General features: G+C 71.9%; 11 protein-coding genes. 1 reads left to right on the top strand and 10 read right to left on the bottom strand.

Annotation, left to right across the window (positions count from 1 at the left end):
- Positions 1 to 39: 39 nt before the first annotated feature.
- The 6 genes from efeB to ACYUED_RS21500 form a co-directional block, all read right to left on the bottom strand.
- Positions 40 to 1,338, bottom strand: coding sequence for an iron uptake transporter deferrochelatase/peroxidase subunit (gene efeB, locus ACYUED_RS21525; protein ID WP_491293889.1), 1,299 nt, complete (start codon positions 1,336 to 1,338; stop codon positions 40 to 42).
- 8 nt (positions 1,339 to 1,346) lie between these two features.
- A complete protein-coding gene (locus tag ACYUED_RS21520) occupies positions 1,347 to 3,398 on the bottom strand; it encodes a copper resistance CopC/CopD family protein (protein WP_491293888.1) in 2,052 nt (683 codons plus the stop codon).
- Positions 3,399 to 3,411: 13 nt separating this feature from the next.
- On the bottom strand, positions 3,412 to 3,867 hold the full coding sequence (locus ACYUED_RS21515; RefSeq protein ID WP_491293887.1) for a copper chaperone PCu(A)C: 456 nt from the start codon (positions 3,865 to 3,867) through the stop codon (positions 3,412 to 3,414).
- The gene (locus ACYUED_RS21510) at positions 3,864 to 4,517 is read right to left on the bottom strand and encodes an SCO family protein (RefSeq protein ID WP_491293886.1); all 654 of its coding nucleotides are present in this window, start codon (positions 4,515 to 4,517) and stop codon (positions 3,864 to 3,866) included. The genes ACYUED_RS21515 and ACYUED_RS21510 overlap by 4 nt, the downstream gene beginning before the upstream one ends.
- Positions 4,518 to 4,606: 89 nt before the next feature.
- On the bottom strand, positions 4,607 to 5,362 hold the full coding sequence (locus tag ACYUED_RS21505) for a YcnI family copper-binding membrane protein (protein WP_491293885.1): 756 nt from the start codon (positions 5,360 to 5,362) through the stop codon (positions 4,607 to 4,609).
- A 159-nt stretch (positions 5,363 to 5,521) separates the two neighbouring features.
- Positions 5,522 to 6,412: a hypothetical protein gene (locus ACYUED_RS21500; RefSeq protein ID WP_491293884.1), complete on the bottom strand. Its 891-nt coding sequence runs from the start codon at positions 6,410 to 6,412 to the stop codon at positions 5,522 to 5,524.
- Between the two features lie 223 nt (positions 6,413 to 6,635).
- Here ACYUED_RS21500 and ACYUED_RS21495 point away from each other — a divergent pair, with 223 nt between their 5' ends.
- On the top strand, positions 6,636 to 7,082 hold the full coding sequence (locus ACYUED_RS21495; RefSeq protein ID WP_491293883.1) for an ATP-binding protein: 447 nt from the start codon (positions 6,636 to 6,638) through the stop codon (positions 7,080 to 7,082).
- Between the two features lie 441 nt (positions 7,083 to 7,523).
- Here the strand turns inward: ACYUED_RS21495 and ACYUED_RS21490 are convergent, their stop codons facing one another.
- The 4 genes from ACYUED_RS21490 to ACYUED_RS21475 all read right to left on the bottom strand — a co-directional run bounded on the left by ACYUED_RS21490 (position 7,524) and on the right by ACYUED_RS21475 (position 13,444).
- Positions 7,524 to 8,762, bottom strand: a complete 1,239-nt coding sequence (locus ACYUED_RS21490; RefSeq protein WP_491293882.1) for an MFS transporter — start codon at positions 8,760 to 8,762, stop codon at positions 7,524 to 7,526.
- A gap of 68 nt (positions 8,763 to 8,830) precedes the next feature.
- Positions 8,831 to 10,198, bottom strand: a complete 1,368-nt coding sequence (gene pdxR / locus ACYUED_RS21485; RefSeq protein WP_491293881.1) for a MocR-like pyridoxine biosynthesis transcription factor PdxR — start codon at positions 10,196 to 10,198, stop codon at positions 8,831 to 8,833.
- 152 nt (positions 10,199 to 10,350) lie between these two features.
- A complete protein-coding gene (locus tag ACYUED_RS21480; protein ID WP_491293880.1) occupies positions 10,351 to 11,835 on the bottom strand; it encodes an aminopeptidase P family protein in 1,485 nt (494 codons plus the stop codon).
- A gap of 97 nt (positions 11,836 to 11,932) precedes the next feature.
- On the bottom strand, positions 11,933 to 13,444 hold the full coding sequence (locus tag ACYUED_RS21475) for a PP2C family protein-serine/threonine phosphatase (RefSeq protein ID WP_491294359.1): 1,512 nt from the start codon (positions 13,442 to 13,444) through the stop codon (positions 11,933 to 11,935).
- Between the last annotated feature and the right edge of the window lie 51 nt (positions 13,445 to 13,495).

The raw sequence follows: 13,495 nt of genomic DNA, 5'->3' as shown, positions 1-13,495 counted from the left end.
TCCCACCAGGTCCCCGCCCGTGGGCTCCCGCCCCGGCCCTCACCCCTCCAGCAGCCGCTGCCCCACGTACTCGCCCTGCGCCGCCCCGCCCGGCACGGCGAACAGACCGCTCGCCTCGTGGCGGATGTACCTCGACAGGGCGTCGCCCCGATCGAGCTTGCGCTGGAGGGGGACAAAGCCCTGCAGCGGGTCGGCCTGCCAGCAGACGAAGAGCAGGCCCGCGTCGGGCGCCCCGTCCGCGGCGAAGCCGTCGTGGTACGAGAACGGGCGCCGCAGGATGGCCGCCCCGCCGTTCCGGTCGGGGCGCGTGATGCGGGCGTGGGCGTTCACCGGGACGACGTACTCACCCTTGGAGTCGGCCTTGTCGAGGTCCATCGGGGTCGTCTCGGTGCCGCCCGACAAGGGCGCCCCATCGGCCTTCCGGCGTCCGATCACGTTCTCCTGGGCCGTGAGCGAGAGCTTCTCCCAGTCGTCGAGGAGCATGCGGATGCGGCGGACGACGGCGTAGGAGCCGTTCGCCATCCAGGCCGGGTCGCTCGCTCCCGAGGACGGAACGAAGATCCGCTTGTCGAAGTCGGACTCGGTCGGCTTCGGGTTGCGCGTGCCGTCCAGCTGGCCCATGAGGTTGCGGGCCGTCATGGGGTGCGCGGTGGCGCCCGGGGTGCGGTTGAAGCCGTTCATCTGCCAGCGGATGCGGGCCGCACTGCCCGCGTCCTTCTGGATCGCGCGCAGGGCGTGGAAGGCGACCAGGGCGTCGTCGGCGCCGATCTGCACCCACAGATCGCCGTTGCTGCGGGCCTTGTCGAGGTGGTCGGAGGAGAAGTCGGGCAGCGGGTCGAGGGAGAGCGGGCGCTGCTTCTCCAGACCGGTGCGGGAGAAGAAGCTGTGGCCGAAGCCGAAGGTGAGGGCGAGCGAGGACGGGCCGGCGTCGCGGGCCACGTCCGTGTCGTCGTGCGCCGCCGCCTCGCCGCTCATCAGGCGCTCGGCCGTCACCGACCAGCGGCGCAGCAGTGCGGCCGCCTCCTTGCGGCCCGCGCCGGCCGCCAGGTCGAAGGCGACGAGATGGCCGCGGGCCTGGAGACCTTCGGTGATGCCGGGCTGATGTTTCCCGTGAAACATCGCCCGGTCGGAGCCGAGTGAGCTGAGCGGGGTGGCCCCGGCGGGGGCGGCGGCATACCCCACGGCGCCGCCGGCCGCGCCGAGCACGAGCCCGGTGGCGCCGGCGGTGCCGAGCAGTTTCCGTCGCGAGATGCCGTCTTGAGGGGACGCGTTCCCGGCAGCGGCCTCGGTCGGCGGTGCCTTGGGAGTGCGTGTCTCCGGAATGGACTGTTCAGCCATGGTGCGGTTCAGCCGATCTGCGCGTTCTTGGAGACGGTCGCCTGGTCGATGTCGGAGGTGCGCACGGTCACGGCGATCTTCCAGTCGCCGGCCATGGGGATCTGCACTCCGCTCGCCGACCAGTGTCCCGTGGCCACATGGTCGGGGTTGACGGGCAGTGGCCCGATCTTCTTCGCGTCGAGCGTGAAGGCGACCTTCACCTCGGGGATGTCGAAGGCCCGCCCGTTGGGCCGGGTGACGTAGACGTGCATCTCGTTGCCGCCCACGCGCGCGGGGTCGAAGTCGACCGACACGACGCCCTTGCCGTCGGTGCCACCCGTGTCGAAGGGCATGGTCAGCGTCAGCGCGCCGGAGGACGAGTCGGACGTGGAAGAGGACGAGGACGAGGACGACGAGGACGACGACGTGCCCGCCTTGGCCTCCTGCTCGGTGCGGCCCGGCTCGGTCTGCGTCAGCACGGTGGTGACGGCGAGCAGGACCACGGCGACACCTGCCTCGGCGAGCACGGAGCGCCGCAGCCCGAAGCGGCTGGGATCCGCGTCGCGCTGCCGCTTCTGCCGAGCCGTGTCCACGGCGGCCTGCTGGCGCGCGAGTTGGACGGCGCGCTCGCGGTCGGCGGGGTCTTCGGAGTCACCGGAGCCACCAGAGCCGCGGGCCTCGCCGGGCGTCGTCGCCGTCGCTGTCGCCGTCTTCACCGAGCCGGCCCCTGCCCGGGCTGCCGCCGGCTCCTTCTCACCCGGGGCGTCGCCCTCGGCCGCAACCTCAGCGCCCGTCTCCTCCGCGCCCGTCTCCTCCGCGCCCGAGTCCTTCCCTCGGCGCGGCGTCAGGACGGCCGTGTCCGCCAGCCGTGCCGTCCATCGCCGGGAGATCGACGCGATGCCCACCAGCAGCACCACGAGACCGATCTTGACGAGGAGCAGCTGTCCGTACGTGGTGTCGGTGAAGGCCGACCAGGAGCCGAGCTGGCGCCAGGACTGGTAGACGCCGGTCGCGACCAGGGCGACCACGCTGGAGAAGGCGACGTGCGAGAAGCGGCGTACGGCCGGGGAGTCGACCGGGATGTCCGACCGGTACAGCGCCACGAGGAGCGCGCTCAGCCCGCCCAGCCAGGCCGCGACCGCCAGCAGGTGGACGACGTCGACCGGCATCGCGATACCGGGCTGGAGACCGGTCGAGGCGTGCTCGGCCATCGCCCAGCTCGCCGCGAGACCGGCGGACACCACGAATCCGCCGATCGCGAGCCCGAAGGTCAGATCCCGCTTCTCCTCGTCCTCACGCTTGTCGTAGGCGCCGAAGAGCACGGCGATGAACAGCGCCGCCGCGGCGAGCAGCAGCAGCCGGGAGACCAGCGCCGCGCCCGACTTGGTCTGCAGCACCTGCCCGAGCAGGCTCAGGTCGAAGATGTCGCCGACCTTGCCGGAGCTGGTGTAGGAGCCGCGCAGAAGCAGCAGCAGGAGAGTGGCCGAGGTGAGCGCGAGCCAGCCGGAGACCACGAACCGCTGCAGGGACCGTACGCCGGAACCGCGCTGCCAGCAGGCGAGGACGAAGGCGGCGCCGCCGACCATGACGATGAAGCCGGCGTAGGACACGTACCGTCCGAAGCCGTACAGCCAGCCGACGACCCCGCCGCCCACCGTCTGGTCGGTGACCGAGACGCTGGTCAGGGAGGGGGCGCCGATGGAGAACGTGAAGGCGCCGGCGACGGGGTGGCTGTCCGCCGAGACGACCTGCCAGGCCACCGTGTAGGTGCCGTCGGGCAGGCCGCTGTGCAGCCGCACGGCGTACGAGGTGCCGCTCACGTTGGACGGCTTGCCGGAGTCGACGCGCTTGCCCTTGGGGTCGAGTACGCGCAGCGACTCGTCGGACGTGGCGACCTTCTCGGAGAAGGCGAGCGTGACCTGGTCGGGTGCCTTGTCGACCACCACCCCCTGCGCGGGGTCGCTGCCGGTCAGCGCGGCGTGCGCGGAAGCCGGTCCGGCACCGGCGAGGAGCACGCCGACGACGGCCAGGAACAGCAGCACCAGGGTCCGCATACGGCGGGGGGTGATGGTCTGCGTCATGGTGGTCCCTCCCTCAGTGTCCGGTCGCGGGGTTGTACGTGGCGGACTTCACCGGTATCTCAGCCTTGATCGGGCCGGCCTTGGCGAAGTGGAGTTCGACGGTCACCTTCTGGCCCTGCTTCGGCTTCCGCTTCAGGTTCTCGAACATCAGATGGTTGCCGCCGCTCTTGAACACGAGTTGACCGTGTGCGGGGACATCCAGGGACGTGACCTCCTCCATGGACTGCCCGACCGTCCGGTGGATGGTGACACTGCCCGCGGCGTCGCTGGTGACCGAGGTCAGGTCGTCCGCGGCGCCGCCCTTGTTGGCGATGGTGAGGAAGCCCGCGGCCATGTCGGAGACGGGCTGGGGCATGTAGGAGGAGCTGACGGACAGTTCGGCCTTCGCGTCGTCGGAGCCGCCGCAGCCCGTCAGGGTCAGAGCCAGTGCGCCCACCATGACCGCGGCGGGCACGGCCAGGTGCCTCACGGGTTCGCTCCCTTGACGATCTTGGGGAGGTCCTTCGTGTAGTCGCCGACGGTGGCGTCCTCGCCGTAGAGCACGTAACCGCCGTCGGTCTTCGGCGAGAACGCGATGACCTGGGTGCCGTGCACCGAGACCGTCTTGCCGGTCTTCTTGTCCTTGTGGGTCGGCTCGATGGAGATGCCGAGGGTACGGGCGCCGGCCTGGATGGTGGCGAAGTCGCCGGTCAGGCCGATGAACTGGGGGTCGATGCCCTTGAGCCACTTGCCGAGCTCGGACGAGGTGTCCCGCGCGGGGTCGGTGGTGACGAACACGACCCGCAGCTTGTCCCGCTCGGCCTTGGGCAACTGCTTCTTGGCGACGGCGAGGTTGTTCATCGTCAGCGGGCAGACGTCGGGGCAGTGGGTGTAGCCGAAGTAGATCAGCGTCGGCCGGCCTGCGGTCTCCTTGCGGAGGTCGTACTTCTCGCCCTTGGTGTCGGTGAGGACGAGGTCCGGCTTCTCGAAGGGCTTGTCGAGGATGGTCGCGGCCTTCTGCGAGGTGTCCTCGGAGACCACGGCGACAGGTGACTTGCTGTCGTCGCCGCTGCCGCATGCGGAGAGGGTCAGAGTGGCGGCGGCCAGCAGCGCGGCCGTGGCGAACGTCTTCTTGCGCATAGAAAAATGTCCCAGATGTGAGAGTTCCGGTGTGCACCGGGGGCGGGCACAGGCTTGCGCCCCCGGTGCAGCACGCGGACGAACAGGCCTCAGGCGTCGCTGCGCCGACGGCCGGCGAGCACGCCGTACGCCACGCCCAGCGCGCCGACGACGATGCCCACGACGGCCAGCACGCGCGCGGTGGTGTCACTGCTGCCGGCGGAGGCGGAGGTGTCGGCGGCCGTGTTCTCGGCGTCCTTGGAGCCGGCGCCCTTGGCGTCGGCGGAGGCGTCCTCGGCGGTCGACGAACCGTGCGCGTGCCCGTCCTCGGAGGCGGCGGACAGGGCGAGCACGGGGGCCGGGTTCTCGGGCTCCTCCGCGCCGTCCTTCTGCACCTCGATCCAGCGCACGACCTCGTTGTCGGAGTACGTCTGCAGCGCCTTGAAGACGAGTTCGTCGGCGTCCGTGGGCAACGTGCCCACGGAGATGGGGAACTTCTGGAAGTAGCCGGGCTCGACGCCCTTGCCCTGCGCGGTCCAGGTGATCTTCGAGACGGCCTCGTCGATCTTCTTGCCGTGCATCTCGATCGGCTTGGCCAGCTTGGACTTGGTGACCTGGATCTTCCAACCGTCCATCGGCTGCGGCATGGCGGAGGCCAGCGGGTGGTCGGTCGGGAAGTTGACCTCGAGCTTGGTCGTCGAGGCGTCGTCGCGCTCGTTGGGGACCTTGAAGTCGATGACCGCGTAACCGCCCTTGGCGGCGGTGCCCTCGGGCTGCACGCTGACGTGCGCGAACGCGGGCGCGGACAGGACGACGACGGCAGAGGCGGCGACGGCGCCGGTGACGGCGAGACGGGAAGCCTTCATGAACGGGTGCACTCCACTTCGAGTGAGGTTCCTGGTGCTGAGAGAGGTACGCGTGCGTGGCGGTGACCTGTCGGTCGGCGACGGGCACGCGCGTGTGCCGCACGACGGCGGCCCTCTCCCGTGGATCCGAAGTGGATACGGAGCGGTGGTCGCGTCGCGTCAGGCGGCGAGGTCGAGACCGAGCGCGGCGGCCGGCGGCCCGCGCCTGATCACCGTGTGCTGGAGTGCGGTGGTACGGGGCTTCGGCGGCGCGAGCAGAGCGGTGCGCGGCGGGCGCGGGCCCTCTTCGGGCGCGGCCGGGAGGCCGGCCCGCAGGGCGCGCACCAGCGCGAGCGCCGCGCGCAGGGATCGTACGAGCGCCCCGTCGGTGACCGATTGCGCCGACAGCGCGGACAGTTCCGCGAGCCGCAGCAGGGCCAGGTCGCCGCGGCGCAGCAGCCAGCCGGCGGCGATCGCCGCGAGAACGTGGCTGAGCAGCATCGGCAGGGACGGCAGCAGCGAGGACATGGAACCGTCGGTGGACAGGGCGTCCGCCGGGTGGTGCACGGAGCTCATGTCCATGTTGTCCGGCGAGAGCCGCGCGTCGGCGAGGATCCTGCGGGCCTGGGCGGGGCTGATCGCCGCCGCCGTGGTCCCGCACACGAACCGCGCCGCCCGCTCCACGAGCGAGGCGTCGGCCATCGAGGACATCGACCGCATGGAAGACATTGAAGACATTGACGATATCGCCGACATCGGTGACATCGGCGAACCTGCGCCCGGAGCCGCGGCCGTGTGCTGCCCCAGTCCGAACAGCGTGTGCAGCACGGTCTGTCCGGCCGCGAGCAGCGCCGCCGTGCCGGGCAGCGAGCGGGTGCGTCCCGCGAGGGGTGCCGCGACCAGGAATGCCCCCAGGAATCCCGCACCCAGCGTCCACAGCGGGACCGTGGCGCAGGAGGCGAGGGTGTGACCGGCCGCGGCCAGCACGACGCAGACCGCGGCGAACACCGCGGCCCGCAGTATCCGGAGATCGTTTCCGGAGCGCGCCCTGCGCTGGTGGGGGGCAGTCATGGCGGGCTCATCATCGCACTGGCCTTTTGGGTGCCATACGGCAGGTCCGCAAGGTTCCGTACGAACCGGAAGGTCACTCTCTGGTAGGGCCCGCCCCCACATACACCGATTCTGTTTAGGACGCATCGCCCATATGGGCGGCATCACGTCAACTCCGTGCTTACACCGGGGTACACGCGGCAATAAGAAACGGTATGTCGAGCCGCGGCCTGGAGGCTGGAGTATGAGCATCTGGTGGTCACTCCACTTGCGCCGCGAAGCTGCGAGCGTTCCGCTCGCCCGGCGGCTGCTGCTCGGCACGATGGAGACGGCGGGTGTCGACCCCGACATCTCCTACGACCTCTCCGTCGCCCTCAGTGAGGCCTGCGCGAACGCCGTCGAGCACGGCGGGGGCACCGTGCACGGCGAGTCCTCCGAGGCGTACCGGGTCACGGCCTACCTCGACGGCGAGAAGTGCCGTATCGAAGTCGCCGACTCCGGCCCCGGCTTCGCCGCCTCCCCGGCCCCCCGCCGCGCCCGCACCGACGTCGAACACGGCCGCGGCCTCTACCTGATCAGCGAACTCGCCGACCACGTCCACATCGGCAACAAGCCGGGGCGCGGGGGCACGATCGTGAGCTTCGACAAGATCCTCAAGTGGCGTGAGGACGCACCGTTGATGGCGGTGTAGGGCCGTCGGGCTGCCGCTCCGTCCGTTGCCGGTCCCCGCGCCCGGGCGACCCCCTCACGGTCGAGGCCGCCGTCAAGGACGTGGACGGGACCCGCGACGTGCGCGCGACCTGCCGAACCGAACGGGGCAGGACCGCGTCGCTGCGGCTGCGGTACGGGACGGCGGGACAGTGGCGCGCGGCAGCCGCACCGTCGGACAACTCGCCCCTCCCGAAGGCGCGGTACGGCCCGGCCGCCCTCAAGAAGCTGATCCCGTACCGCTACCCGGCCCTGCGCTCACCGGGCCCACGGCCGCCGCACATGCCTGACCGGTCCGACGGCGAACGGGGTGGTACGGCGAACGGGGTGGGCGGCACCTCGCCGCCCACCCCGTGTGTCAGCTTCCTCAGCCTGCACAGCGACTTCCTGGCCGGGCCCGACGTCCCCGAAGGCCCCGCACGCTTCACCCCCGGTCACACCCGACCAGCTCCGGCTGCCGCGCGCCCCCGGCCGCCCGCCCTGCGGCCCTGCGGGTCGCCGGCCCCATCGCGTACGACGCCGCCACGGTCAGCGCGCCGAGCAGCAGCCATCCCGGGGTTCCCCACCCCACCAGGAGCGAGGTCAGCACGAGCGGACCGAGTGTCCGGGCCACCGTCACGCCGGTCCCGAAGAAGCCCTGGTACTCGCCCACCCGGCCGGCCGGTGCCAGATCGAACGACAGTTGCCAGGAACCGGCGGACTGCCCCATCTCGGCGGCCACCTGGAGCACGGCGCCCACGACCAGAGCCCCCACGGCCACCCACGGCGAGGCCCCCGCCGACAGCGCGAACACCGCGCACGCCCCGAGCATGACCCAGCCGGAGCGCCGCACCGCGCGCGTGGCGGACGCGAGGCCGATGACGCCCCGCGCCGTCCGCACCTGGAACAGCATCACCGCCCCGGTGTTGAGCACGAACAGCGCGGACACCAGCCAGGTCGGCGCCGTCGTCCGCTCGGCGATCCACAGCGGCAGCCCCAGGCTGAGCAGCGGCATGCGCAGCAGCAGAACGGTGTTGAGGAGCGTGATCACGGTGTACGGCCGGTCGCGCAGCACACCTGGCGTGTCCCGCTTGCGCACGCCGACGGGCGCCACCGCCGGCAGCCGCAGCAACATCGCGGCGCACACCAGGAAGCTCGCCGCGTCCAGGGCGAACACCGCGAGATACGCGGCCCGCGTCCCCGCCTGCAACGCCAGTCCGCCCAGCCCCGCCCCCACCGCGAGCCCCGCGTTGAGCGTCGACTGCAGGTGCGCGAGCAGCCCCGTCCGCTCCCCGGCCGCCACCAGCCCCGCCAGCAGCGCCTGCCGGGCCGCCGCCAGACCCGACTGCGCCGTCGCGTACGCACCGGCGGCGAGGACGAACGGCACGAACCCCCGCACCACCAGGAACGAGGCGACAGCCACCCCGGTTCCCAGCGCCAGCAGTACGGCCGTCCCGCGTGGCCCGCGCCGGTCGGCGACCCGCCCGAGTGGCACCCCCGCGAGCGAGCCCACCGCCCAGGCGACGGTCAGCCCGAGCCCCACGCGCGCGGGCGCCAGGCCGACGACACGGGTGAAGTAGAGCGCCGAGGTCACGTAGTAGGCGCCGTCACCGATGGAGTTGGTCAACTGGGCCAGCGCCAGGAGACGCTGCGGACCGGCGGGCGGTACGAGACGAGATGTCATACCCAGGACACTAGAAGCGCAATGGGCCGCTATACAGTCCCAATCATCACCCCTGTGACTGGCCCAATTCAGCCGCCGTCCAGCACCTGGCCCAGTACCTCCAAGGCCTCCGGATACACCCGCTCCCGAGGTGTCCCGTACCCCACGACCAGCCCCTGGGGCCGCCCCTGGCCCGGCGTGTGCCAGTGATCGCCCAGCCGGCCCAGCGCGAGCCCCTCCGCCTCGGCCCGCTTCAGCACGTCCTCCTCGTCGTCGACCTCCACGAGCGCGTGCAGCCCGGCCGCGATCCCGCGCACGCCGTGCCGCCCGCCGAGCCGGCCCAGGAGCTGGTCCCTGCGTCTGCGGTATCTGAGCCGGCACGCGCGCACGTGACGGTCGTAGGCATGACTGTCGATGAGTTCGGCGAGCGCCAACTGGCCGATCGACTCGGTGTGGTGGTCGCTGTGCAGCTTGGCTTCGGCGACCGCGTCGACCAGGTGCGGCGGCAGCACCATCCAGCCCAGCCGCAGCGCGGGCCCGAGCGTCTTGGAGGCCGTGCCGAGGTAGACGACCTGCCCGGGCGCCATCCCCTGCAACGCGCCCACCGGCTGCCGGTCGTAGCGGAACTCCCCGTCGTAGTCGTCCTCGACGATCAGCCCGCCACGCGCGCGTGCCCAGTCCGTGAGCGCCCGCCGCCGCTCGGGGCGCAGTGTCACACCGGTCGGGTACTGGTGGGCCGGCGTCACGACCACGGCCCCGGCGTCCCCCAGCTCCTGCGCGCACACCCCCCGCTCGTCGACCCGCACCGGCGCCACGATTCCCCCGTTGTGCCGCACCACCTCCCGGTGGAAGGGCAGCCCAGGGTCCTCCATGGCGACCGTGCCGCCCTCCAGCACGCGTGTGAGCAGCGCGAGCCCCTGCACGTACCCGGAGGTGATCACGATCCGCTCGGGCGGCGCGATGACGCCCCGGGCCCGCCCCAGATACCCCGACAACGCCGTCCGCAACTCGATACGGCCCCGCGGATCCCCGTAGTCGTACGCCAGCAACGGCGCCGACGCGATGGCCCGCCGCAGCGCCCGCAACCAGGCCGCCGCCGGAAACGCCCCGCCGTCCGGGCTCCCGGGCCGCAGATCGAAACGCGGGGTACGCGCGCGTGCGGCCGCCTCCGGCGCGTCGGCGTCCAGGGAGGGCAGCGAGGCGACCTGCGTACCGGATCCCTGCCGGGCCGTCAGATACCCCTCGGCGACCAACTGGTCGTAGGCGGCCTTGGCGGTCCCCCGGGAGACCCCGAGCTCCGCCGCCAGCCGCCGGGTGGCGGGCAACCGGCTCCCGGGCGCCAGCCGCCCGTCCCGCACGGCGTCTCTCAGGGCGCGTTCGAGCCCGACCCGCCGCCCGTCGCCGGCGTCGGGTTCCAGATGCAGATCGACACCGACGCCGGACCAGAAGTCGTTCACGTATAACCCCCGTGAGCTGAAGCGCCCCTTTCCGGGGCGCGGGACTGCACCGATGTGCGGCTCCGCCGCGTGGGCGCGGCCAGCCCCCACCTACCCGCAGACCGCATACAAATGGCCGGGCACCCACTTCGTACCCGGCCATCGACCAACCCTCAGCCCTTGAGCGAAGCCATCCAAGCCTCGACCTCGTCGGACCGCCGGGGCAGACCCGCCGACAGATTCCGGTTCCCGTCCTCCGTCACGAGGATGTCGTCCTCGATCCGCACGCCGACTCCCCGGTACTCCTCCGGCACCGTCAGGTCATCGGCCTGGAAGTACAGCCCCGGCTCGACCGTCAGCACCATTCCGGGCTCCAGCGTCCCGTCGACGTACGACTCCACGCGCGCGGCAGCGCAGTCGTGCACGTCCATCCCGAGCATGTGCCCGGTCCCGTGCAGCGTCCACCGACGCTGCAGCCCGAGCTCCAGCACCCGCTCCACCGGTCCCTCGACCAGGCCCCACTCGACGAGCCGCTCGGTGAGCACACGCTGCGCGGCGTCGTGGAAGTCCCGGTACTTGCCGCCCGGCCGCACCGCCGCGATCCCGGCCTCCTGGGCGTCGTACACGGCGTCGTAGATCTGCTTCTGGATCTCGGAGAAGCGTCCGTTGACCGGCAGTGTGCGGGTGACGTCCGCGGTGTAGTACGTGTGCGTCTCCACGCCGGCGTCCAGGAGCAGCAGGTCGCCCGAGCGCACCGGCCCGTCGTTGCGCACCCAGTGCAGCGTGCAGGCGTGCGGACCGGCTGCGGCGATCGTGCCGTAGCCGACGTCGTTGCCCTCCACGCGCGCGCGAAGGAAGAACGTGCCCTCGATGTACCGCTCGGAGGTCGCCTCCGCCTTGTCGAGGACCTTCACGACGTCCTCGAAGCCGCGCACGGTCGAGTCGACCGCCTTCTGCAGCTCGCCGACCTCGAACTCGTCCTTGACCAGCCGCGCCTCCGACAGGAAGACCCGCAGCTCCTCGTCCCGCTCGGCGGTGACCTTGTCGGTCAGGGCCGACTCGATCCCTGCGTCGTACCCGCGCACGACCCGCACCGGGCCGGTGGCCTCGCGCAGCGCGTCCGCCAGCTCGCGCACGTCGGAGGCGGGGATGCCGTACAGCTTCTCCGCCTCGGTGAGCGAGTGCCGGCGTCCGACCCACAGCTCGCCCTGGCCGGAGAGCCAGAACTCGCCGTTCTCCCGGTCGGAGCGCGGCAGGAGGTAGATCGTCTCCCGGTGGCCGTCGGCCGTGGGCTCCAGCACGAGGACGCCGTCCTCGGTCTGATTTCCGCTGAGGTACGCGTACTCCACCGACGCCCGGAAGGCGTACTCCGTGTCGTTCGAGCGGGTCTTGAGGTTGCCCGCGGGGATCACCAGACGCTCGCCCGGGAACCGCGCCGACAGCGCCGAGCGTCGCGCGGCGGTCTCGGCGACCTGGGCGATCGGCTCCAGGTCGTGCAGCTCCGTGTCGGCCCAGCCGGACTTCATGCTGTCGGCCAGCTCGTCGGACACACCCGGGTACAGACCGTTCTTGCGCTGCCTGATCGGCTCTTCGCTCTCTTCCGGGCCCGCTGCCGCAGCAGCACCATCAGGCTCGGTCGGGGTGAGCTCCTCCGCCACGGTCATCCTCCTTGATACGGCACTGGACCCCCTCCATCGTACGGTCGTACGGAAGGGGGCCCAGGGCAGGAAGACCTGTTACGGACGTCACCGGCGGCTACTCGAAGCGAGCCGCCAGCAGCACCACGTCCTCTGTGGTGTCCGCCGAGTCCAGCCCGTCCGGCAGCACCGTCCGCAACACGTGGTCGGCGATCGCGTCGGGGTCGTTCCGCAGCGCCCTGGGCACACCGGCCGCCGCCGCGTGCAGCCGGGCGAAGGCGCGGTCGGTGGGGTCGCCGGTGCGGTGCAGCAGCCCGTCGGTGTAGAGCAGCACCGTCTCGCCGGCTTCCGCCTGAAACTCCATGCTCGGCGCCTCCCAGCAGGCGAGCATGCCGAGCGGCGCGGACACGGACGTCTCCACGAACTCGGTGCGCCGCTCGCCGACCAGCAGCGGCGGGCAGTGCCCGGCACCGGCCAGCGTGATCTTGCGCAGGGAGGGTTCGCAGTAGGCGAACAGGGCGGTGGCGGAGCGGGCTGGCTCGGTCAGCCGCAGCAGCAGTTCGAGGTCGGACAGGACCGCGACCGGGTCCTCGCCCTCCATCACGGCGTACGCGCGCAGGGACGCCCGCAGCCGTCCCATCGCGGCGACCGCGCTCGGCCCGGAGCCGGTCACGGAGCCGACCGCGAGTCCCAGCGCGGCGTCCGGCAGCGGCAGCGCGTCGAACCAGTCGCCGCCGCCGCGCGGGCCGGTGCGGTGGCGGGCGGCGAGCTGGACGCCGGCCACGCGGGGGAGCCGGGACGGCAGCAGCTCCTCGGTCATCGTCTTCATGCACGCACGCGTGCGCTCCACCTCCACCAGCCGGGCCAGGTGCTCGCCGGCGTAACGGGCGTAGAGCCCCACGAGGTGGCGCTGGCGCTCGACCGGCTCGGCGGGCTCGTCGTAGAGCCACACCGCGGCGCCGACCCGGCCCGCACTCTCGCCGGCCAGCGGAAGGGCGTAGCACGCGGCATAGCCGAGACGGGCGGCCACCTCGCGGTGCCGCGGGTCCAGTCCGTCCTCGGCGAAGAGATCCGGCTGGGCGATCTCACCGTCCCCGCCCGGCAGTCCGTCGAGGATGCGGCCGTACGACATCGCACTGCGCGGCACGGTCTCGATGTGCCCGAGGTCCGCGCGGGCGAGGCCGAGGCCGATGGTCGTGTCCGGTCCGAGCCCGTCGCCCGGCTCCAGCACGAGGAGGCCGCGCCGGGCGCCCACGAGGGCGGCTCCGGCGCGCAGCAGTTCCGTCAGGGCGTCCGTGAGTGTGTCCGTGCGGGCCAGGCGTTCGGTGAGTTCATGGAGGGTCGTCAGGTCCGAGACCCAGCCCGCGAGACGGTCGGTGAGCAGCGCCCCTGGTGCATGCGGTGGGGAGACCGGGGAGGTACCTGAGGCGGCGGGCGCGGGCGCGACAGTGTGTGCGGGCGAGGGAACCGTTGAATCGATTCCAGCCACTTTCGAAGGGTGAGGGGCGTTCATGGCGTCCGGCTTTCCGACCGGTGCGTATTGCTCAAAAGCATCGCAAACCCCCATGTCATTCTGCGCCGCTAGCAGTGTCTCCACATGTACACGCACTCGTGAGGGGATGTCCAGCATTGTCCTGCCGGGATTCCTGGTGTCCACGGGCAGACTGTGGTTCCCTTGCCT

This window comes from Streptomyces sp. DF42, assembly GCF_058267695.1.
Note: the sequence above shows the minus strand (reverse complement) of the source record. Positions and strands in the feature narration are given on the sequence as shown.

Coding starts and splice junctions, on each gene's coding strand:
- ACYUED_RS21510 (WP_491293886.1), bottom strand. CDS start 4,517: ATGCGCAAGAAGACGTTCGCCACGGCCGCGCTGCTGGCCGCCGCCACT.
- ACYUED_RS21495 (WP_491293883.1), top strand. CDS start 6,636: ATGAGCATCTGGTGGTCACTCCACTTGCGCCGCGAAGCTGCGAGCGTT.
- ACYUED_RS21500 (WP_491293884.1), bottom strand. CDS start 6,412: ATGACTGCCCCCCACCAGCGCAGGGCGCGCTCCGGAAACGATCTCCGG.
- ACYUED_RS21505 (WP_491293885.1), bottom strand. CDS start 5,362: ATGAAGGCTTCCCGTCTCGCCGTCACCGGCGCCGTCGCCGCCTCTGCC.
- ACYUED_RS21520 (WP_491293888.1), bottom strand. CDS start 3,398: ATGACGCAGACCATCACCCCCCGCCGTATGCGGACCCTGGTGCTGCTG.
- efeB (WP_491293889.1), bottom strand. CDS start 1,338: ATGGCTGAACAGTCCATTCCGGAGACACGCACTCCCAAGGCACCGCCG.
- ACYUED_RS21475 (WP_491294359.1), bottom strand. CDS start 13,444: ATGCTGGACATCCCCTCACGAGTGCGTGTACATGTGGAGACACTGCTA.
- ACYUED_RS21490 (WP_491293882.1), bottom strand. CDS start 8,762: ATGACATCTCGTCTCGTACCGCCCGCCGGTCCGCAGCGTCTCCTGGCG.